This is a genomic window from Candidatus Latescibacter sp. IFSED24, assembly GCF_058273205.1.
On record NZ_CM177850.1, the window covers coordinates 3,977,978 to 3,999,770 of the forward strand.

Here is a 21,793-nt window from a genome sequence, read left to right on the forward strand (position 1 = left end):
CGCCCCGAATAAATAAGCCCGCCGGCGAAGAAGCCGGCGGGCTGGTGACGCTGAGCTTCTCACTTCACCAATGTCATCCGTGTCGTCTCGATAAATTGTCCGGCTCGCATCCGGCAGAAGTAGGTGCCAGAAGCCACTCTCCTGCCCGAATCATCCATGCCGCCCCAGACAACCTCATGCCTGCCTGCTGGCTTCAACTCATCGACAAGGACTGCGACGCGTTTGCCGGAGACACCATAGACATAGATCTGCACCCGAATGTCCTGTGGTAAAGCGTAAGCAATGCGGGTCACGGGATTGAAGGGGTTCGGCGCATTCTGCTCGAGCGAGTATGTATTCGGCACGCTCCCTCCAGACCGACGATAAGCGATCTGCTCGATATCCAGTGGGATCACATCCGCCGCAACCGACTCTCCGCAGTTGATCGTCTCTGCGATGTCCTTGGCCAGCTCATAGTCTCCATCAGTGGCATCGATGATCATGTCGCAATACGTGACCGCCTGCGACAGCGTTGCACCATCCTCACTCACCTCTGCCGACAGCGACAAATAACCAGCGGCCACATTCAATATCAACGCCATGAAATGTTGTCTTGCCCGGGCAATCGGTTCTTGTTGGCCGCGCAGATTCAGGAGATTCCTGGCGACTTCCAGCTTTTCGGCACACAAGTCGGAGTCGGGCGGTTGGTACACGACCACCTGGTTGACCGCGTTGCTGTTGAAGTGGTCGGCGATCGTATCGAGATGCTCGCAGAGCATATCCGCCGTGATCTGTGCATTCCCATTGCCGCCAGTCGCGATTCCGACCTGATGCTTCCAGAAGCCGACGCCCCGGGGTATTCCAGCGGGTTCGATGCAAGCCAGCTCGAAGCTCGCGATCGCGATCTCATCTCCGACCACTGATACCTCGATATCCTGGACTTCGGGGGCATAACCGAGCGGCTCCATCACGGAAACCACGTAGTCGCCCGCTGGCAGATCAGGGATGACATAGTCCCCTGCTTCACCGGTTGTCGATCCACTTACCAGGCTGCCTGTTGCCATATCGTAGGCGTCGACGACTACCCCGAGAAGAGGAGTGCCGGACTCGGGGCAATCGGCCTGGACGGAACCGGCGATGGAGCCTGTCGCCAGCCCTGATTCAGGCTCGAACAGGGCGAAGGGGGACAGGCTGGAAACGGCAATAGTGATGGTATTGTTCTCCATATCGTGCGACAGGGGGGCAATGGGATCTCCCCAGCTATCGGCGGTCCCGTCGTCATCCGAATCGACGTCGTAATGAAATACGCTGATCTGATCCTCGTCACCGTCGAAGGACTCATCCAAATAGGTGAACGTCATCTCGACGGTCCCCTGGTATTCGGCGCTGGTTTCGATGTCGTAAACAAGAGGCGGGTCTCCGGCCTGGTAATCGGGCGGCGGACCTTCCACGAGGTCCCTGGCGTCGACGGTCGTCAGTCCCTCAGCAAGAACCTCGTCGAAGACCAGGGTGACCGGGGCTACGCCCAGTTCCGGCTCGACCGGCTGCACCCATATATCCGTTCCCACCGGTGTGTTGGGCTGGGGAGAATATTCCAGGATGGAGAAGGCAGTGAATCCCAATGGAGTGAAGTACAGGATCTGGTTCTCCGGATCATTCACCAGAGGAACCTGGGGATCTCCCCAGCCATCGGGAATACCGTTACCGTCAGAATCCACATTCCAGGGGACCACCCTGAGGTCGGGGTTCGATGAGCTCCAGTCGATGTCCTGGTAATCGAGGCATATCACAAAAGAAATGTTGCCCGTGTCCACGACTCGGTACAGGAGCCCTGGCGAACCAGGCATATAGTCGGGTGGGGCTGGTACTGGCAGGAGGTCCGTGGTCACCGTCAATTGTCCACCTTGAGGCGCTGCGGAAACACCCAGCATGATGCCATGCTGACTGACATAGGGCGCTGCGCCTGGAACTGTTGTGAAGTGATCAACCACGGTGCTGGTGGACACCAGGCCAGTGCGGTCGTAGCTCACGACGCGGAAGGAATGGGGACTGAGTACCCCAGGCGTGAATTGCAGATCGTATCTGAGCAGCAGATTGCTGTTCCCCACGTCCCAGCCTGTGGCTGTTTCAGGCTCACCCGGCCTGGTCGTATATACAAGATATCCCTGGGCACTCCATGACTCGGAAAGCCCCCATTCCAGCGCCATTCCAATGGAATCATCATAATGCGCACGCAGGTTGGTCACTGCATGGGGGGGGATCGTGTCGTGTACCACTACGGTCTTGACGATCGGCCAGGCGAAATTTCCGCTCTCATCCGTGGCCAGATACGTTACCGTGTAGTCTCCCTCACCATGGAAGCCCGAATAGATGCCTTCATAACGACCGGGTACCTGCCAGTTCTCGATGAGATCGATCGTATGAGATTCTTCGAATGATAATTCGGGGGGCGTGATCACGGCCTGGACTGAGCTAACCTGATATTCCAGATCATGGACATAACACCAGAGCATCGCCTCTGGAAAATTAGTGAGCGATATCTGTCCCAGTGCATTCTGCAGTCGTGGTGGAGCGTCCCCCGAAACGCGGTACTCCAAGACTTGCCCGCTACCAAAAACTTCATCACCAAATTCGTTGGGTATGCCGTTACCAGAAGTTTCTATTTGGGGAGCCTGACCCTCCAGGGCTGCATTGTTCAGGATCAAGAGTTGGGAATAAGCAAAACTTGGAGAGATGTAGTGTCCTGCCGCGATTCTGGACAGGAAGTACGAGGTGAATGATACGGAACCGCCGGTGTCCAAGTAGCTTGGAGCGCCCGCTGTTGTGCTTGTCAACACAAAGCGGCCAGGCCCTGATGTGGAAGGGATGAATTCGCCGGAAGAATTGGCCTCGACGATCAGGTTGACTGGCACGTAATCCGGGGGCGTTCCACCCATGTCGATAAAACGGTGCTTCACGGCAGTTTCGAAGGCGTCAAGCCAGTCATTCAGCGTGGTAGGATGCATGGCTTCGGTGCCATTGATCCTGAAGGATCCGTCGACTATCTCCCCTAATAGGTAGATGGTGAGCGGCGTATTCATGACGCATGCAGGAGATAGATTTCCATGATCGTCGGCGATCTGGACTTGTACGGCCGCCCAGGATGTGATGGCCTGGTTCAGGCTCTCGGTTGTGGGTGTGTCATCCACGTCTGTAAAGCCGTCGCCATCCACGTCTCTCGCAGTGTCTGCGTTGAGATACAGGATGCGGTTGTTCTCCGTGTGTGCAGAATCGTCTGGTACTCCGCGTCGGCGAAGTGTCCTCACTACCTGGTCTGACAGCGTTCCGATTATTTCTTCATTGAAGTATTGCGTCTCGCCCGCAACCACAATGACCAATCCTGTCTCGCTACGTATGGGCAAAACGACCTCAGAACTCGCAGCCCGGTATTTGTCGTTGCCGGCAAACGAGGCCGCTATCCTCATATAGCCGGTCTCTATGACAGGGACGGTAATCTCGAAAAGGTCCGGCTGGTCGAGAATAAAATCCTGGAATGCATACGAACCATCAGGGTGTGAAACCTCCAGATAGACCGGCATACCTTGAGGGAAGTCCAGTATGCTCCCGCCGGGAATCGTGGTCCCGTGGATGACGAGTTGATCGCCGGGTTCCATGTCGGGGGTATAGTTTGTGGTGAGCGATATCGCCGTTCGGTTCTTGACCAATTCCTGAACATCCTGGGCCTGTATAACCTGTGTGCCCACGAGAATCAGAGTAATAATTGCCAGCACTATGGGCTGAACCTTGAAAACCTTTGTCTCAAGTATGGTTTGCGCAATGGGCACAAACCTTGAATGAAGGAATCGCTTCGATTGTGTTGAACCCCATATTCTACGCACGTCGTACCTCCCGGCTTTGATGTAAAATCCGAAACCTGGAGCCGATACTCTTTCCGTGGAATACACATTTCTTCTTGTTTGTATCTAACCTCTCAACTTCCGTTTGCAATGGTGACAAGGTTCGATCTAGGATGGCTTCCTCCGATGAGAGATGCCCACGTATCAGGCCTTGTCGACATTTCAAATACATCGAAGGCTAATGATGGTGTTCATCCATCTAGTGCTGACTATAGCGGGATTTTGGCGCAGCCGGAGGGATGTCAGGCAGGTGTGGGCCCACGGAGAAGAGCAGGGTGTGGGCTGCGAGGGAATCCTAGCAGGAAATGAAATACAGATGTCATCAAATTGGAGGAATCGGGGTAGGTCTGGTTGCGCCGAGGCTGCCATCCCGAGCACCCGTATTCGCCGATTTGAAGCAGTTCTACACCACCGGGCGCAAGGCTCTCGCGAACCGACGGCTGGCCCGGGTGATGATCCTGGGGGTGGTAGCGCACCAAGTTGCGGTGATCGTCTTCGCGGTTTTCCTTCTCATCCACGGCGTGCGGGAACTGGTATGATATAACGAGACGGGGGATTGCCGGAGCATGGCCTGGATGGTTCAGTATACTGTGGACGAAATCATGGCCGGAACATCGATTTCCCTAATGCCTTGCAATTATTTTACTTCCTAGATCATCGTCCCCCGGGGGTTAACATGCCCCCCTTCTCCCACAGCAAATCACCCACCCCCTACAACCTCTCCACCTCCCGCCCCCCCAGATACACCGCCCCCGTCACCCCGTCGATCGACACCACGTCCCCACTCCCGATCCTCCCGGCCTCGCCACCCTCGCCGTCCAGCACCTCCGCCCGTCGCTCATCCCCGTGCACCCGCAGCGCGCCGGCTCCCACCACCGCGTGGTAGTCCTTCTCGCCGATGCCGTTGATCGCCACCGCGGCGTGGGACGTGGAACCGCCCTTGGCCGCCAGGAGCGCGTCGGCGCAGAGGATGAGCGCGATGTCGTCGGGGGTGGGGTTCTCGAGCACGAGGACGACCCCGTCGGCCTCGACCTCCCGGGCGGCCAGGCGCGCGCGCTGGGCCTCGAGGTCGTCCTCGTCGAAGGCGGCCAGGCCGCGGAACGCGCTGCCGCGGACGCCGGTGCCGTGGGCGGCGGGTTCGCCGGGGTCGCGGAAGGCGAACTTGTCGCGGTTGGCGCCGATCTCCGCGGCCCGCGACTGCAGCACGCTGAGCTTGCCCCGGTCCACGGTGAACTCGATCTCCTGGTCGGTGCCCATGAAGCGGCGCAGCTTGGTCACGGTGTGGCGGACGCGGCGGTCGAGCATGGGCATGTACGTGCCGAGGTCGTCCAGCGGCATGAGCGAGATGGCGGTGGAGAGGCCGCCCACCAGGTCCTCGCCGGCGGCCGAGAACTTGAACTCGCCGATGCACCGGCGCAGGCCCTGGTCGGTGACCACGGTGCGTGGGACGACGCCGGTGAGCGAGGCGCGGGTCTCGTCCATGCCCGCCGTGACCTCCTCGTTGTGGCGGTTGCCCGAGGCCATCTCCTGGACGATGACCGCGGTCTGCCACGAGTCGCAGATGCCCTTGATCTCGCGATAGCGCCGGGCGCGGTCGCTGTCCCACGACGCCTGCACGCCCTGGATGGCGGCCAGGAGCTGCCGGCGCGGGTCGGCGAGGATCTCGGCCACCGCGTCGCCCAGGCCCTCGCCGCGGAGCGCCTCCACGGTGGCGTCGGCGATCTCGCGCATGCCCTCCCACGGCAGGTCCTGCTTGTAGCGCACGTCGTGGCGCCGCTTGATGCGCTCGACGATGTCGTGCTTCTCCACGTCGACGTTCCAGACGCCGGCGGCGTACGAGGCGAGGAAGCGGCGGAGCGAGTCGTAGGCGTGCCAGGGGTCGCTGGCCGCGAGCGTCTCCACCACGCGGTCGCTCATGCCGACGAACAGCACGGTGGACAGGATGCCCGGCATGGAGAAGACCGAGCCGCCGCGCACCGCCAGCAGCAGCGGGTGCTCGCCGCCGCCGAAGCTGCGCCGGCAGCCGTCGCGGGCCGAGACGTCGTTCTCCAGCGTGGCCAGGTGGGCGTCGATGGTCTCGCCGGGCCAGGTCGGGCGCTCACCGCCGGCGGCATGGTCCAGCGTGGGCAGCACGAAGCCGTCGCGGGTGGGGATGCCGAGGTAGCTGATGTAGATCAGGCCCGAGCCCTTGCCGCCGTAGCGGCGGCGCACGTTGTGGGCCGGGTCGGTGGCCGCGACGAGGGCGCGGACGTCGTCGATGTGCGAGAGGTGGACGATGGCCGCGGGGGCGACGGGCGCCCGTTCGCCGGCCTCCACGCCGGCCAGGGGCGTGTCCTTGTCGGTCACCCGGTGGTCGATGTACGCCAGCGCCGCGTCGGTGAAAGCCACCATGCTGTTGAGGTCGTGCAGGAAGCGCTGCATGTTGGCCAGGCCGATGCGCAGGTCCTCCTCGCCGAGCTCGAACTTCTCGCGCATCTTCTCGAACGGCGAGATCAGCCGGCGCAGGATGTGGTGGTAGTTGCGCTGGACCTGGGTCAGCACGTTGCCCAGCTCGCGGTAGGTCTGCCGCTCGTCGGTGAGCATGTCCACCAGGTCGCGGAGCTGTCGCGAGTGCAGGCCGTCGTGGGTGAGGTTCATGGCGCACATGCGGATGATGCGCAGGCACTCGCGCAGGTCGACCCCCTCGTCGTCGTAGCGCGTGGAGACGTGGCGCAGCGCGAGGTAGCCCATCTCCTCGAGCAGGCAGTCCAGTTCCAGCAGGAGCAGGCGCTGCTCGGGGAAGCCGCGGCCCTCGAGGCCGGCGCGCAGCGAGCGGCGCAGCGTGAAGAGCTGCTCGTAGGTGGCCAGGTGGTCGGCGGCCTCGTACGCGGCGACGCAGCCGGCGAGGCCGGCGAACAGGCCGTCCTGGTACTCGGCGCGCACGGTGGCCACGAACGACTCCACCGTCCGGCGGACCTCGCTCTCGGCGGCCTCGGCGTCGAAGCCCGGCTCGTCGGGCTTCAGCTCGAGCAGCGCCTGGAGCTGGTCGTCGGCGCGGTGGAGCTGGCGGAACTCGCCCACGCGGACGCGGATGATCCGCAGGTGGTGCAGGTACTGCCAGCGGTTCCGCGGCTGGATCCCGGTGGTGACCACCTTCTCGGCCTCGTCGAGGAGATCCTGGCCCAGCTCGCAGCGGATGAGCGCGGTGGCGTAGGTCTCCTGCCACTCGTGGAGGCGGCCGACGATCTCCGAGCTGCCGAACAGCCGCGCCAGGTTCTCCACCAGCCGTGCCACGATCTCGCGGGGCACGCCCTGCTGGCGCGCCTCCTCGTCGGCGGGGCTCAGGTCGGGGTAGCCGAGGCGGGCGAGGTCGGTGTTGTCGCCGGTCTCGAGGTAGGCGAGGTAGGCCGCGGCCAGCTCCTGGGTGCGGCGGCCGATGGCGTGGTGGGTGCTGCGGCGGATCTCGTTGACGATCTTGCTGCCGCGCACGTGGACCTCGGCCAGGTCGATGGAGTCGTGCCAGAGGTGGTCGATGAGCCGGGGCTTGGTCACGCCGCCGGCGATGTTGCGCACGAGGATGCGGACCAGCAGCGGCAAGTGGTGCGAGAGCGGGGTGTCGAGCAGGCCCTGCAGCTCGGCCAGCAGGCGGCGCACCTCGGACTGGATGTTCTTGGCGCCGAGGAACTGGCGGAACGAGAAGAGGCTCAGCTTGGCCACCAGGAAGCGCAGGATGTAGACCGCCTCGTGGCGGTTGGTGGTCTGGCTGATGGTCTTGATCTGCTCGGCGACGTCGCGCAGACGGCCGATGCGGATGGCGGCCGCCTGGCTCGCGTCGAAGGCCACCAGCGCGCTCTCGAGGTCGACGGCGGTGCCGGCGAAGTCCACCAGGCGCTGCAGGTAAAGGTCGGTGAGGATCTGGCCCAGGGCGCAGGGGCGCGCGTAGACCGGCTCGTCGGTGGCGTCGGGGACGCGGAACATGAGCAGCGTGCGGCCCACGAGGTAGGGCACGAGCATGGTTCCCGCCTCGACATAGATCCGGTTGTTGACGATGCCGAACCGCTGGGTGGGCGACTCCAGGGCCTGCTTGAGCGTGAGGTAGTGGGCGAGGGCGCGGCGCTGGGCGGCGCCGTCGCTGCCGTCGGCGTAGGCGGCGAAGAGGCGGCGGTTGAGGTCGGCGATGCCGGCGAGGGCGTGCTCGTCGAGGAGCTCGCCGACCGCCACCGGCGGGCCGACGGGTTCGGTCGGTGCGGCGGCCCGGGCGGGCGCGGCCGGTTCGGCGATGATGGGCCGGCCGCCCACCTCGGCGCGGGTGTGGTCGTAGATGCCGGTGAACTCGCGCAGCGCCGCATGGAGCGGCGTGCCGCGCTCGGCGAGACGCGCGGCCACCGCGCGCAGCGCCGCGACGTAGTCGGCGAACTGGCCGCCGGCCACCTCGACCCCGTGGGCCGCGGCCAGCGGGTCGATGATGCCGGTGGTCTCCTCGCGGAGCAGCTCGTACAGGTCCTGGCCCCGCAGGTGGGCCAGCCCGCGCGCCATGGCCAGCGACACCGACAGCACCGCGTTCATGCCCAGGTTCTGCTTGCGCTGCATCACCTCGATGGCGCGGTCGGCCGTCGCCGCGGGGTCGAGCTTACCGCGGCGGCGCGCCAGCTCCAGCTCGAGCGAGAGCAGGGTGCGGTCGATGTCCTTGAGCGTCAGGGTGGCGATGTCCTGGCCCACGAGCACCGGGGCGATGACGGCGGCCACGTTCTCCACCGCGTTCAGGCAGCCCTTGCCGTCGTAGCGTTGCGCGCGCTCGAACAGCGCGGTGAGGTTCTCGTCGCCCAGGCTCTTGATCCGCGCCGCACGCACGCTCTTGGCGAAGGCCTGGACGCCGGGCTCGAGCTCGCGGAAGAGGTCGGGATGGCGGGCCACCACCTCGCGATGCTCGGCGCTCTCGATCATGGCGTCCACCAGGTGGATGGCCTCGCCCGAGCCGGCCGAGGTGCCCAGCGGCGTGGCGCCCTTGAACTTGAGCCGCAGGCCCGACGGCGGCACGGTCAGCTCCACCGTGGCGCCCACCGAGGGGATGCCGGCGTTGGTGGGTTCCTCGTAGGCGAAGACGCGGCTCACCAGCGCGCTGGCCACGGCCTCCTGGTCGTGGGCGACGCCTTCCTGCATCAGCTCGGTCACCGCGTGGTACTTCACCAGCCGCTCGGTGTTGGCGCCGCCGCCGCACTTGAGGCCGAGCGCGTTCACGGCCAGCGCGATCTGCGCCTCCATGTCGTCGTTGGGGCTCTTGGAGCGGTGCGACACCACGAGCTGCTGGCCCTTGCCCAGCGCCACCAGCATGGCCAGGATCGTCTCGTAGAGCGTGCCGATCTGGTTGGCCTTGATCAGCACGGTGTTGATGAGGCCCTGGTCGGCGGCCTGCTCGATGGTCTTGTCGCAGGTCGTGACCAGGTCGTCGCCGATCACGAGCACGCGGTCGCCGAGCGCGGCCAGGAGCTGCTGCCAGCCGAGGTGGTCGTCCTCCGAGAAGCCGTCCTCGATGGACAGCAGCGGGATGTCGTGCTCGCGGATGGCCTGGACGTAGAGCGCGAGGACCTGGTCGCGGTCCATCACCGCCTGGGCGCGGTCGCGCCAGAAGAGGTACATGCCCACCGAGTCGGGCACCTTGAACTGCTCGCGGTAGGCGATCTCCAGCTCGGTCATGGCGGGATCCAGCGCGATGGCCACGTCCTGGCCGGGGCGGTAGCCGCACTCCTCGATGGTCTGCTTCATCATGGCCCACAGCCGCACCTCGGGCATGGGGTACGGTCCGCGCTCGATGTACGGCGCCAGACCGCCCTCCAGGCCGATGCCCATGACGCGGCAGCCCTCGGCCTTCTCGATGATCTCCTTGAGCCGGTTCTGCAGGCGGACGGTCATCTCCTGGGCTTCCTGGTAGTCGCGGGCGCCCAGGATCAGGAACATGGCCTCCTGCATGCTGATGTTGGACTCGGGGTATTCCTTCTCGGTGTGCCGGCCGCCCATGCCGCAGTTGCGGAACTGCCAGGGCGCAGTGACGGTGCCCAGCCGCGGGTGGGGCAGCTCCTGGATCCGGCCCTCGAGGAGCCGCGCCTTGGCCGCGCTCACCGCGTCCCACCACTGGCCGCTCTTCTCGACCGTTTCGGCGCGCTCGCGGGCGCGGCGCTCACGCTGCCGGAACTCGGCGTACTTGCCGGGGTCTGCGAGGAGGAAGTCGAGCAGGCCGACGATGCCGAGGCCGAGCCCCAGCCGGCCGAGGTAGACGGCCCAGAGCTGATTCGCGGACAGGCCCAGCGCGAGCAGGAGCACCGCCGGCGGCAGGGTGATCAGCGCCAGGTTGCGGCTGGCCCGCGGGCCGGCGGCGGCCACCGCGAGGTTGTAGGGCGCGTCGGGGTAATAGTTGAGACCCTCGCGCTTGATGCCCGACGCCTTGCCGAAGGGGGCGAGCAGGAACTGCCGCACGAGCCAGCGCGCGTGGTCCCGCGGCGCGAGCGTGCGGGCGCGGTCGGCCTCCTGCTGGCTGCGGTCGTTGAGCGCGTTCAGGCGCGCGGCGGCCCGGTAGTGGCCCAGCTCGTGGACCGCAATGCCGGTGTGGAAGCAAGCGTAGAGGAAGAACGCCGAGACCAGGGTCTCGCCGCTGGTGAAGATGAAGCGCAGGACCTCGGTCTTGAGGATGGCCTCGGCGGGCAGCGCGAGCACCGACGAGATGAACGCGACGTGGAACGAGACCAGGATGTGGTTGGCGATCACCCAGCCTTCCTGCAGGCGCGCCGGGCGGGTGGTGTCGGAGGGGGAGGGGAGGAACGCCGGACGCTTCATGGTCGACACCTGTCGGCTGGGATGTCGAGCGATTCGCGCCGGGAGGATGAGATCGGAGGTGCGCGCAAGATCCCGGGCGAGCGGGTCGCGCGATGGTATCAGCGACCGGTGGCAGCGTCAACGCGGGGACGGGCGGTCGGGTGGCGGCGGCTCGTCCCCGCGCTGCGGATCAGCGGAACAGGCCCTTGACCGAGGTCCAGCTCCTGCCGCGCACCGCCACCACGTCGCTGCACCCGCAGGCGTCGCAGCCCGGACCCAGCGCGCCCACCAGACCGTCGCAGCCCCAGGGGTGCTGGCCCGGCAGGCAGAAGCTGTCGGCGCAGAGGTGGAGGTCCAGGGTCGCGAGGTCGCAGAAGCAGGGGTCGGCGCCGAAATTGCCGTCCAGGTTCTCGTGGCCGGCCAGGTTGCCCACCCAGTCGCCGCCGGGATTGCCGTAGAGGTCGGTGCAGGTGATCTGGAACGGCACCTCGTCGCCCACGAAGATGCCGACGCCCTCGCTGCCGAAGGCCACGATGGTGTTCTCCACCTGCACCGGCGCGCCGTAGTTGGCCTCGGCGTAGATGGCGCCGACCAGGGGCGCCCCGTTGCCCACGTAGGTGCAGGAGATCGACACCTCCGGCAGCGAGCCGTTGCCCCAGATGGCGCCGCCCTGCTCGGCCGTGTTCCCCACGATCAGGCACGCGATCTTGGTGGTGGAGTTGCCCCACACGGCGCCGCCGCGGCCGCCCGTGTTGTCCAGGAACGAGCAACGCGTGAAGGTGGCGTGGGAGAAGTGGTTCACGCCCACGGCGCCGCCGAAGTAGCCGCTGTTCGCGCGGAACGCGCAGTCCGTGAAGGAGGGGTCGCTGCCGTTGTCGATGTAGACTCCGCCGCCGCCGGCGGGGATGCGGGTGGCGTCGGCGTAGCCGCCGGTGACGGTCAGGCCCTCCAGCAGCACCAACCCATAGTTGCCCTGGATGTGCAGGAAGCGGTGCGGCTCGCCGGCCGAGCCCTGGCAGTCGATGGTCACCGAGGCGGAGTCGCCGTCCTGGGAGCGGATGGTGAAGCTCTTGCCCAGGCTCACCACATCGATGTTGCCGAAGCCGGTGAAGGTGCCCGGCAGCAGCATGATGGTGTCGCCGGACCATTCCGCGCTCGGATGATGATAACACGCCGGCAGATCGTGGGGCGCTGGATTGTTCTCGGCGCCCGGCCGTGGTAGGCTGTCGAAGAAAGCGCCCGATCGATATATCGATGAGGATACCAAAGACTGATGGTCAGCCGGGGGAGCGGTCGCCATGCTGAAGCTGGATTACCATGAGAATCTGAATTCCCTGCTGACGAACCGGCACCGTCACATCATCAAGCGGCATGTCACCTTCCAGAAGCTCCTGAACATCGGCCGATGCCTCCACCACTATGCCGGGAAACACGAGGTGGTCGGATCGCAACCGATCTACATCAAGGTCGAGACCACCGATTGCTGCAATCTTCGCTGCCCGAGTTGCCATGACGGCTCGGTCGAGCGGAAGAACCGCTTCCTGGACTTCGGGATCTATACCGACGTGATCGACAGCCTGAAGGATTCGCTGCTCGAGGTCTCGCTCTTCGACCAGGGCGAACCGCTCCTGGACCCCGCCATCATCCAATACGTGCGGTATGCGAACGAGAGGAACATCGGCACGGTCATCTCCACCCATTTCTCGTTGAAGCTGGCGGACGAGATGCTGGTGGAACTGATCCGGTCGGGGCTGGACTATCTCCAGGTCGCCATCGATGGCGTGACCCAGGCGACCTATGAGCAGTATCGGGTCGGTGGGCAGCTGGACCTGGCTCTGGCGAACCTCACCCGGTTGATCCAGCTGAAGCAGCAGTTGAGGTCATCGACGCCCTATGTCGAGTGGCAGATGATCGATTTCGAGTTCAACAGGCACGAGCAGGCTCCGGCCGCGGTCATGGCCAGGGACCTCGGTGTCGACCGGTTCATCCTGAAGCCGGATGGGCGGTCGTGGAACGACATGACGCAGCACCAGCGATGCAAAAGGTGCCTGTTGCTTTGGTCGACGTTGGCGGTGGAATGCGATGGGATGGTCAGTGCTTGCCTCATCAACGACCACGACTCGCTCTATGTCGGTGATCTCAACCAGGAGTCGATCCACGAGGCCTGGAACTCGGCCCGGTTCCGGAAGCTCCGGGCGGTTCATGAGTCCGGTCCGGCCAAGGATCCGGTCTTCTGCCAACGGTGCCGCTGGTTCGATGGCCGTGCCTGAATTCCCCATCGCCGCCAATGAGGCGCCTCAGCCCAGCGCCAGGGGCGTCCCCATGCTGCAGACCAGCCCCAGCTGCACGGTCAGCCCGTTCAGCTCCTGCGCCTGTTCCGCCACCACGTCCGGACCGTCGGGTCCGCAATCGGCGTAGACCACGCCCACCACGCCGGCCGGCGTGATCACCGGGGTGGCGGCGAAGCCGGTGCAGCGGGCCGCCGCCAGGACCTCGTCGCCCACCAGGCCGCAGTAGGCCGGGCTCTTGGCCATGGGGACGTGGAAGAGGCGGCGTTCGAGGATGGCCATGGCCACCGCGCCGCTGGTCCGGCTCAGGGGCAGTTCGAGGCATGCCGCGAGGTCGGCCCCGCCCAGGCCCGACCAGGCCCAGGGTCGTAGCAGGCGCTGCTCGCGATCGGCGCGCAGCAGGACCACGCGCTCGAAGCCCAACACCTCCACGGCAGCGTCGAGGATCTGCTGGGTCAGCAGCGAGGGATCCATGCCGGCCGCGATCCCCTGGCCGATCTGCTGATAGATCTCGAGCTGGCGCGCGGTGCGCTGGGAGATCTCCCGGGGGGTGAGGCGGCGCGGCGCCACGGTGGCGCTGCCCTCGGCGTTGACGAGGCTGCCGTAATCGGCGAAGTCGTCGATCTCCACGCCGACGCGCACGGCGAGGTCGAGGACCTCCTCGCGCGCGCGGCGGTGGATCGAGTCGAGATCGGAGGCCCGGATCCTCAGCGCGCGGGTGGCCTGGTAGACGAGTCGTTGCTCGTCCAGGCCTTCGTTCCCCTCGCGACCGAGCCGGCTCATGGCGTTGGCGTAGACGATGATACCGAGGGCGGGGTCGAGGTGGCGCGGGGGGTTCACGGGGTCGATGTCGTGGTGGTCGCCGATGATCTCGCGCAGCTCGTGGGGCAGTTGCCAGCGGTCGGCGAGGCGGCGGCCGGCGCGGTCGTGGCTGATGCCGAAATGCCGGCGCTCGGCCTCGAGGGTGGGGACCCCGCGCTGCATGTCGCGGGCCACGGCGTCCATGGCGACGGGCGAGCACTCGATGAGCACGACCTTGCCGATGTCGTGGACCAGCGCGGTGACGAACGCCTCCTCGGGCGGCACGCGGCCCGACGCCTCGGCGAGGATCTGGGCCAGCCCCGCGGTGATCAGCGAGTGGCGGGCGATCTCCACCAGCAGGGGCGACCGCGACAGCTTGCTCATCATGTCGAAGACCGATAGCCCCAGCGCCAGCTTGCGCACGGTCTCGAAGCCCATGACGATGACCGCGCGGTGCACGGTGCGGATCTTCTCCTGGCCGCGGCGCTGGTAGAGCGCGCTGTTGACCACCTTGAGGACCCGCATGGTCAGCGCCTGGTCCTTGAGGATGCAGCGCGCCAGGTCGTCGGCGCTCGAGCGCTCGTCGCTGGCCACGTTCTGGATGCGCAGTAGCGTGCGCGGCAGGCTGGGCAGCTCGCCCATCTTCTCGATCTGGGCGAAGACGTCGGCAGAGGTCATGGCGGACTCCTGGTCGGGGCGTGTCCTCCCTCGTTTCGACCGCCGGCGCCGGCGGCTTGAGCGGCTTGACGGCGGTCGACTCCTCCGAGGAACCGGAGCGGGGTGCGCCCATCGAGGCAAACGATCGCGACCATCCGCCCGGATCGTCGTCGTCCGCAACCGCGGTCGAGGGGGATGGCTGACCGCGCTCAGCGGTGCTCGGCCTCGCCGGTCATGGGCACGAACCGCACGGCGAGAACCGTCTCGCGGTCGTAGACCGGCCCGTCGGGCCCGTCCTGCGGGCGCCGCGTGTAGACCTCCAGCGACTGCGACCAGCCCCCGACGGGGATCACCAGCCGCCCGCCCGGAGCGAGCTGGTCGAGCAGCGGCTGCGGGACGTGGTCCGGAGCGGCGGTCACGATGATCCCGTCGAACGGCGTCTTGCCGGGCCAGCCGCGGTAGCCGTCGCCCAGCTTGACGTGGACGTTGGCGTAGCCCAGCTCGGCCAGCAGCGAGCGCGTGTGCCGGGTCAGCTCGGGGATGATCTCGATGGAGTAGACCTCGGCGCACAGCTCGGCGAGCACCGCCGCCTGGTAGCCCGAGCCGGTGCCCACCTCGAGGACGCGGTCGGTGGGTTCGAGCCGCAGCAGCTCGGTCATCAGGGCCACGATGTAGGGCTGGCTGATGGTCTGGCCCTCGCCGATGGGCAGCGGGTGGTCCTCGTAGGCCTGGCGCACCAGCGCCGGCGGCACGAAGTGGTGGCGCGGGACCTTGCGCATGGCGGCCAGGACCGACGGGCTGCGCACGCCGCGCGCCTCGATCTGCTCGCGGACCATGGCCTCGCGGAGACGGACGTACTGCTGGTCGTCGGCGGGTGGTGCTGGACGGTCCATGGCGGCGCCCCGATCGAGCTGGTCCTGGAGGGCGAACACGGCGACGATCACGGCGACCGGGATGACGAGCAGGAGCAGGCGGCGTCGCATGGGCTCGGGACCTCCTCTACTGCTCATTCTAGCGCGGGTCGTGGTCCTTGGCACCATCTTACGGACTGGCGGGATACTCCCGGAATCGAGGGCGCATGGAGGGCGTGGTCGGCGCACCGTGGGGGGCAGACCCACGGGCTGTGCTCAATACTCGGTGCTATCAGGTAGCGCAGCGCCCGCTTCCGGGTCCGCGTCTTCGTCGGGCAGCAGCCCCTTCAGCTCGACCAGATCGTCGGCCATGATCCCGGCGAAATCCCGGCTCCGGCCCAAATACTGAGCGAATTGTCCACCGTCGTCGGCGATGGCCATCTCGCGAATGGTCCGGCAGCCCACCACGATCTGCTGCATCTCGAGCAGCCGCAAGTAGACCGGCGACATGCCGTCGGGTGGACGCTTGCGGTTCTTGATCCCGGTCCGCACGCCGCTGCCGCTGGTGGAACCCAGCTCCGAGGTGTGGACCGCCTCGACATCCTGGCCATGGACGGTGATGAGGTGCTCCTCGCCCAGCTTCTCCTCCTCGAAGCGCACCACCTCGCCCATGGCGTCCTCGATCCGCTCGATGGCCCCGCGGCGGTCGGCGTTGCTCGACTTGCGGCCCGCGGCCTCGAGCTTGCGCAATGCCGACTGGAACCGGTCGAAACGCCGCTCCTTGGCGGCGATCTCGCGCTCGAGGGCGTTGATCTCGCCCTGGTCCGTGGGCGGCGCGGGGACCCCCGTGGTCTGGGCCCCGACCGCGCCGGCCAGCAGGAGAGCGCACAAGAGCAACGTCCTCGGAACCGTCATGAGTCGCTCCTCGCTAGCGGAACATCGACTTGACCTCGCTCCACGACCGGCCCTCGGTCTGGACCGCATCGCTGGAATACTCCACCACGAAGGCCTTCTGCAGGAGGCTGTGGTGGTCGTTCCAGAAGCCGTCGCCCCAGAGCGCGAAGTTCAGGTACATCTCGGCGTAGTTCTCGTCGTAGTCGTTGGGCTCGCCCTCGGCCCAGTGGGTCCACTCCCAGGGCTCGGTGGTGACCCAGTGCCAGTTCTCGGCGGGTTCGCTGTGGTCGGGATTCTGGTAGCCGCCCAGCCAGGGGTCGCCCAGCGGCGTGTCCTGGTTGCCACCCACGACGTTCCAGAAGACCCATTCGTTCTCCTCGATCGACGTCATGGTGGCGAGGTAGCCCTCGTGGCCCAGCCAGGAACGATTCTCGGCGAGCCGTTCGGCATCCTGCCAGGTGGCGATGTCGGTGACCAGCTCGTAGTAATGGCCGTTGCCGTCCCACTGGACGGGGTCGGCGGTGGCGGTGACCGCGAGGAGCAGGAGCAGGGCGGCGACCAGGCATTGGCAACGGGTCATGGTTCGTCCTCCGGGGGGTGGTGATCCACGGGCGAGGATCGCCCCCAACTTTAATCCCTACCTTGTGCCACGGAAAGTGTGTCTGCCAGGATTCGGGATCTTGGAGACGCCTTTTATTGATGATTTATTATAATTATAGCATGTATGGTCCTGTTGTTCCAGCCCAAAATAGCCTGGACACACTCTCCGTGGCACAACCTAGAGGGTGGTCAGGAGGCGGAGGACGACGAAGACCATCAAACCCGCAAACACCCGCCGAAACCAAACCCCGCTCACCCGCTTGTTCAACCACGCCCCCACCTGCGCCATGGGCACCGCCGTCACCGCCAGGCACGCCGCCGCCGGCAGGCACGCATAGCCCACGAACCCGTCGCCGAGCACCCCGGCCGCCGGGCCGTGGCGCATGTAGCCCAGCGCGCCGGCCGTGGCGGTGAACATGATCACCCCGGCCGAGGTGGCCGCGAGGTAGCGCGAGGGCAGGCGACCCACCAGCGCCAGGGCGGGGATCAGCACCACGCCGCCGGCGAGTCCGCTGAGGCCCGAGAAGAGTCCCACGCCCAGGCCGATGGCGCCCCAGATCCAGAACGACCGCTGGGGCAGGCCGACCCCGTCGCCGGGTTCGCGCTGGGACGCCAGCCGCCACGAGCCGTAGAGCAGCACCACCGCGAGCCAGACCTGCAGGATGCGGCCGTCGAGCCCGGCCGCGATGGCCGAGCCGAGATAGGCACCCAGCATGCTGGAGGGCACCACCGGCACCACCAGCCGCCAGAGCACGCGGCGTTGCCGATGATGGCGCCAGGCGGAGGACCCGGTGTTGAACACCGCCACCGTCAGGCTGGTGGCCATGGCCGACTGCACCACGGCCTCGCGGGGGACGCCCCAGGCGCGCAGCAGCTCGAGCATCACCGGCACCATGATGATGCCGCCGCCCACGCCGGCGAATCCGGCGGCCAGGCCGGCGCCGAGGCCGGCGCCGAGGAGGATGAGGGCGTTGGTGAGGGTGAACTCCAAGATCTACCTCGTGCGTCGGTTCAGCAGGGCGGCGCCGACGATGAGCGCGCCGCCCAGGATGCTCGCCAGGTCGGGACGCTCGCCCCAGAAGGCGAGGCCGATGATAAGCGCGAAGAGCACGTGGGAATAGCCCCAGATGCTGATCTTGCCCGCGGGGGCGTGGTGGTAGGCCAGGGTCAGGAAGACCTGGCCGCCGGCGGCGCCCAGGCCGGTGCCCACGAGCCACAGCCATTGCCAACCCACGGGCATGACGTGGTGCCAGACCAGCAGCGGCAGCATGGCCGCCGTGGAGACGAGGGAGAAGTAGAACACGATGCGCTGCGGCCCCTCGCGACCCTTGAGGCGGCGGACCACGGTGTAGGCCAACCCCGCGAAGAAGGCCGAGCCCAGGCCGGCCAGGGCGGGCAGCGGTTGCCAGTCGAAGCCGGGCTTGATCACCAGGGCGGCGCCCAGGAACGCCAGGGCCAGGCCGCCGGCCACCGAGCGGGTGAGCCGCTCACCCAGCCAGATGGCGGCGAACACGGTGACGAAGAAAGGGGAGACCTTGTTCAGGAGCGAGGCGTCTGCCAGGGTGAGGTGGTCGATGGCGTAGAAGTAGAGCAGGACGCCGCAGAGGCCGGCGCACGACCGGGTCAACAGCAGCGTCAGGTGGCGGGTGGGTCCGAAGGGATTCTCGCCCTGGCGCAGGAACATGGTCAGGGTCACCAGCAGGGTCACCAGGTTGCGGAAGAAGACCTTCTCGTGGACGGGCAGGTCGCCAGCGGCCTTGACCATGGCGGTCATCACGGCGAAACTGGCTCCGGACAGCAGCATGTAGAGGACGGCGCGGGGCATGCTGTCCTGGGCCCCCAGGCCGTAGCCTTCGGGCAGGAGCGAGGGATGCTGCGCGGTGGGGTCGGGCATGCTGGCCGCCTGGTCGGCTGGGGGAATGCGTCCGCGCCAAGGTAAGCCGCCGGCGACAGCGAGGCCAGGAAGGAGGCCGCCATGGTCCAGTTGCCCATCATCGACCCGCGCCTCGCCGCCACGCTCGACGCGGTCTGCCGCCTCGTGCGCGACGCCGGCGGCCGTGCCTGGGTGGTGGGCGGCGGCGTGCGAGACGCGCTGCTGGCGCTGCCGCTGGCCGACCTCGACGTGGAGGTGCACGGCATCGAGGCGAGCGCACTCGAGGATCTCCTCGCCACGCGCTTCGACCTCGACGCCGTGGGCCGTGCCTTCGGCGTGCTCAAGCTGCGCGGCGTGGCGCTGGACGTTTCACTGCCGCGCACCGAATCCAAGTCGGGTCTGGGCCACAAGGGTTTTCTGGTGCGGAGCGACCCCGCGCTCGGCCTGCCCGAGGCCGCGCGCCGCCGCGATTTCACCATCAACGCCATGGCCTTCGATCCTTTGACCGGCGACCTGGCCGACCCGCTCGGCGGCCAGGCCGACCTCCAGGCGCGCCGGCTGCGTCACTGCTCGGACGCCTTCGTCGAGGACCCGTTGCGCGTCTTGCGGGGCATGCAGTTCGTGGCGCGCTTCGATCTGACGCCCGACCCGGCCACGGTGGCGCTCTGCCGCTCCATCGACCCCGAGGGGCTGGCCTGGGAGCGCATCTGGCACGAGTGGCGCAAGCTGCTGCTGCTGGGGCGTTCGCCCTCACGCGGGCTGGCCTTCCTGCGCGACACGGGCTGGCTGCGTCATTTCCCGGCGCTGGCCGCGGCCGACGGGGCCGCGCAGAATCCGGACCACCACCCCGAGGGCGACGTCTACACCCACACCGGGCTCTGCCTCGATGCGTTCGCGGCCACGCGGCTCGGCGACGAGGTGGAGGACGTGGTGGTGGGGCTGGCGGTGCTCTGCCACGATCTGGGCAAGCCGCTGGTCCAGACCGTGGACGATCAGGGCCGCATCCGGACGCCGGGGCACGCCGAGCGGGCCGCGGAGGAGGTGGAGCCGTTCCTGGAGCAATTGACGGGGCAGCCGGCGCTGGTGCGGCAAGTGCTGCCGCTGGTGCGCGCGCACGTGCGGCCGGTGCAGCTCTTCGAGCAGCAGTCCGGGGATGCCGCGGTGCGGCGCCTCGCGCGCGACGTGGGGCGGCTGGATCGCCTGCTGCGCGTGGTGCGGGCCGACTGGCAGGGCCGGGGCACGGCCAGCGTCGCCGACCCGCCCGCCGTTCGCTGGCTCGCCGCGCGTGCGGCCGCCCTCGGGCTGGCGGATGCGCGCCCGGAACCGCTGATCCTCGGCCGGCATCTGCAGGCCCGCGGGCTGCGCCCGGGGCCGCGGTACCGCCAGGTGCTGGATGCCTGCTTCGAGGCTCAGCTCGAGGGAGCGTTCGGTGACGAGGAGGGGGCCCAGGCGTATCTGGACGCGTGGCTGGCGCGGGAGGATGAGCCCTGAGGCGGCGCGGTCAGTGGTCGCCGTTCAGGTATTCCCAGCGGAAGATGGCGTTCACGCCCTCGCGGTCCAGGCTGGCGGCGACGCGATGATCGCAGGCCTGCCAGGTGGCGCGGCGGCGGCTGGCGGCCGGCTCGCCCAGGACCTTGCGGGCGTTCTCGAGGAAGCGTTCGAAGAGGTTGCCGGCGGCGTAGACCCCCTCGACCACCTCGATGGCCACCTCCTGGATCGTCTCGCCGTCCATGCGCACGAGGCAGCGCGTGCCCCAGCGCCGGTCGGGGTCGAGGTAGCTGTCGCGGCAGGGGTAGATCTCGAGCGAGCCGTCGAAGCAGGTGACGAGGGGGTCGTCGGCGGTCCAGTAGCGGCTGCCGCCGGGAAGCCGCCGCATCCAGCGCCGCCATGGTGGTAGCTTGCCCAGACCGGCCTGGCGGAGCGTGTCACGGGTTGGCGCTTCGCCGGGACGGAGGCGGACGCCGTTGATGTCCAGCTGCAGGTCCACCGTATGACCCTCCTGCCCCCCAAGATAACCTATATCAAGCCTGGCCGGCCACCTCGGTCGGGAAGCGGGCGGCCAGGTCGGATCCGAGGCTGCGGAGCGCGCGGGCCAGGGTGTCGGCCGCGGCGAGACGGTCGCCGCGCTGGATCTCCTGCAGGGTGATGTCGGCCGCGGAGAGGGTCGTCGCGGGGCTCCAGCCGCGCCCGAGAGCCTCGTAGAGATAGCGCAGCGACAGCCGGGTCAGGCGGTCGGCCTCGGCGCGCAGGACCCGGTTGGGGCAATCGCGGCCGAGGATCGTCAGGAAGCGGTAGAAATGCTCGCAGAGCATGGCGGGCTGGTCGGCCTGCATCCGGGCGCGGCCGAGGACGTTGCCGGCCTCGAGGTGGCTCTTGAGGTCGTTCTCCGTGGTCTGGCGCACCGTGGCGGCCATGATGACGGCCAGGGCACCGAGCAGATCGGCGGCCTCGTGCCCGGCGAGGTGTGGCACCTGGAAGCCGCGGCCCATGTCCGAGATCAGCGCGCCCTCGGTGGTAAGGCAGAGCATGGCCTCGCGCAGCGGCGTGCGGCTGATGCCCAGCTCCACGGCCAGATGCGACTCGTTGATGCGCGTGCCAGAGGCCAGCCGGCCGTCGATGATCCGGCTCAGGATCTCGGCGCCGACGTCGGCCCTCAAGGGCTTGCGTTCGAACATCCCTGTCTCGTCCTCCGGTTGCGGTAACTGGTTGGCGGCCCCTGGCTAGCTTAGGGCATCGGCAGGCCGGTGCCAAGCAGGATGGTGGCCCCGGGCGATGATTGCTGAAAAAAGCCCCCTCGTCCGTTTCCGGGAGGGGGCTCGGGCCCGCGAGGGCCACGGTCAGCGAGGCCTAGACGACGATCACGCTGTTCTCGGCGTCGGGAATGCCGGCCGGGACATAGCGATCGGCGCTATCGTCGTTCCGCCAGGTCCGGTCATCCAGCAGGTAGCGGAACTGATACTCTCGACCCACCTCCAGGTCCACTGTGACCTTGAATTCACCCGTCTTGAGCTTCTGCATCCGGGTCGCCTTGGGATCCCAGTCGTTGAACTCGCCCACCAGCGAGACCTTGCTCGCTCCGGCGGCGATCTCGCGAGGAACCTTGAAAGTGACCTTGCTCACCGGCCTGGTCTTCAGGTACTTCTTGCTCGTGCTCATGGTTCTAACCCC

The 21,793-nt window shown here is 67.0% G+C and carries 15 protein-coding genes; 3 read left to right on the forward strand and 12 right to left on the reverse strand.

All coding sequences use genetic code 11. From position 1 onward, the window contains the following. Positions 1-59 precede the first annotated feature (59 nt). On the reverse strand, positions 60-3,857 hold the full coding sequence (locus tag IFSED24_RS16045) for a carboxypeptidase regulatory-like domain-containing protein (protein WP_491332490.1): 3,798 nt from the start codon (positions 3,855-3,857) through the stop codon (positions 60-62). 410 nt (positions 3,858-4,267) lie between these two features. Between IFSED24_RS16045 and IFSED24_RS16050 the strand changes: the two genes are divergently transcribed. Further along, positions 4,268-4,414: a hypothetical protein gene (locus IFSED24_RS16050; RefSeq protein ID WP_491332491.1), complete on the forward strand. Its 147-nt coding sequence runs from the start codon at positions 4,268-4,270 to the stop codon at positions 4,412-4,414. A gap of 172 nt (positions 4,415-4,586) precedes the next feature. Here IFSED24_RS16050 and IFSED24_RS16055 read toward each other — a convergent pair whose 3' ends face one another. Further along, the gene (locus IFSED24_RS16055) at positions 4,587-10,682 is read right to left on the reverse strand and encodes a PEP/pyruvate-binding domain-containing protein (RefSeq protein ID WP_491332492.1); all 6,096 of its coding nucleotides are present in this window, start codon (positions 10,680-10,682) and stop codon (positions 4,587-4,589) included. Positions 10,683-10,851: 169 nt separating this feature from the next. Further along, a complete protein-coding gene (locus IFSED24_RS16060; protein ID WP_491332493.1) occupies positions 10,852-11,790 on the reverse strand; it encodes a right-handed parallel beta-helix repeat-containing protein in 939 nt (312 codons plus the stop codon). 169 nt (positions 11,791-11,959) lie between these two features. Here IFSED24_RS16060 and IFSED24_RS16065 point away from each other — a divergent pair, with 169 nt between their 5' ends. Then, positions 11,960-12,931 (forward strand): radical SAM/SPASM domain-containing protein, encoded by a 972-nt coding sequence (locus IFSED24_RS16065; RefSeq protein ID WP_491332494.1) that lies wholly within the window; start codon positions 11,960-11,962, stop codon positions 12,929-12,931. A 27-nt stretch (positions 12,932-12,958) separates the two neighbouring features. On the opposite strand, the gene IFSED24_RS16070 is transcribed toward IFSED24_RS16065, so the two are convergent. From IFSED24_RS16070 to IFSED24_RS16095, 6 genes are all read right to left on the reverse strand, one after another. Then, complete coding sequence (locus IFSED24_RS16070) at positions 12,959-14,428, reverse strand: HDOD domain-containing protein (protein ID WP_491332495.1); 1,470 nt, start codon at positions 14,426-14,428, stop codon at positions 12,959-12,961. Positions 14,429-14,616: 188 nt separating this feature from the next. Next, complete coding sequence (locus tag IFSED24_RS16075) at positions 14,617-15,390, reverse strand: protein-L-isoaspartate(D-aspartate) O-methyltransferase (protein ID WP_491332496.1); 774 nt, start codon at positions 15,388-15,390, stop codon at positions 14,617-14,619. Between the two features lie 144 nt (positions 15,391-15,534). Further along, the gene (locus tag IFSED24_RS16080) at positions 15,535-16,173 is read right to left on the reverse strand and encodes a hypothetical protein (protein WP_491332497.1); all 639 of its coding nucleotides are present in this window, start codon (positions 16,171-16,173) and stop codon (positions 15,535-15,537) included. Between the two features lie 13 nt (positions 16,174-16,186). Further along, on the reverse strand, positions 16,187-16,732 hold the full coding sequence (locus IFSED24_RS16085; protein ID WP_491332498.1) for a C-type lectin-like domain-containing protein: 546 nt from the start codon (positions 16,730-16,732) through the stop codon (positions 16,187-16,189). A gap of 198 nt (positions 16,733-16,930) precedes the next feature. Then, entirely contained in the window at positions 16,931-17,743 is an 813-nt protein-coding gene (locus IFSED24_RS16090) for a sulfite exporter TauE/SafE family protein (RefSeq protein WP_491332499.1), read from the reverse strand. A gap of 3 nt (positions 17,744-17,746) precedes the next feature. Continuing rightward, positions 17,747-18,646, reverse strand: coding sequence for a DMT family transporter (locus IFSED24_RS16095; RefSeq protein ID WP_491332500.1), 900 nt, complete (start codon positions 18,644-18,646; stop codon positions 17,747-17,749). A gap of 81 nt (positions 18,647-18,727) precedes the next feature. Here IFSED24_RS16095 and IFSED24_RS16100 point away from each other — a divergent pair, with 81 nt between their 5' ends. Next, positions 18,728-20,116 (forward strand): CCA tRNA nucleotidyltransferase, encoded by a 1,389-nt coding sequence (locus IFSED24_RS16100; RefSeq protein WP_491332501.1) that lies wholly within the window; start codon positions 18,728-18,730, stop codon positions 20,114-20,116. A 10-nt stretch (positions 20,117-20,126) separates the two neighbouring features. Here the strand turns inward: IFSED24_RS16100 and IFSED24_RS16105 are convergent, their stop codons facing one another. The 3 genes from IFSED24_RS16105 to IFSED24_RS16115 form a co-directional block, all read right to left on the reverse strand. Then, entirely contained in the window at positions 20,127-20,612 is a 486-nt protein-coding gene (locus tag IFSED24_RS16105; RefSeq protein ID WP_491332502.1) for a hypothetical protein, read from the reverse strand. Positions 20,613-20,646: 34 nt separating this feature from the next. Next, positions 20,647-21,300: a GntR family transcriptional regulator gene (locus IFSED24_RS16110; RefSeq protein WP_491332503.1), complete on the reverse strand. Its 654-nt coding sequence runs from the start codon at positions 21,298-21,300 to the stop codon at positions 20,647-20,649. A gap of 172 nt (positions 21,301-21,472) precedes the next feature. Then, complete coding sequence (locus IFSED24_RS16115) at positions 21,473-21,781, reverse strand: isoamylase early set domain-containing protein (RefSeq protein ID WP_491332504.1); 309 nt, start codon at positions 21,779-21,781, stop codon at positions 21,473-21,475. Positions 21,782-21,793: the final 12 nt, after the last annotated feature.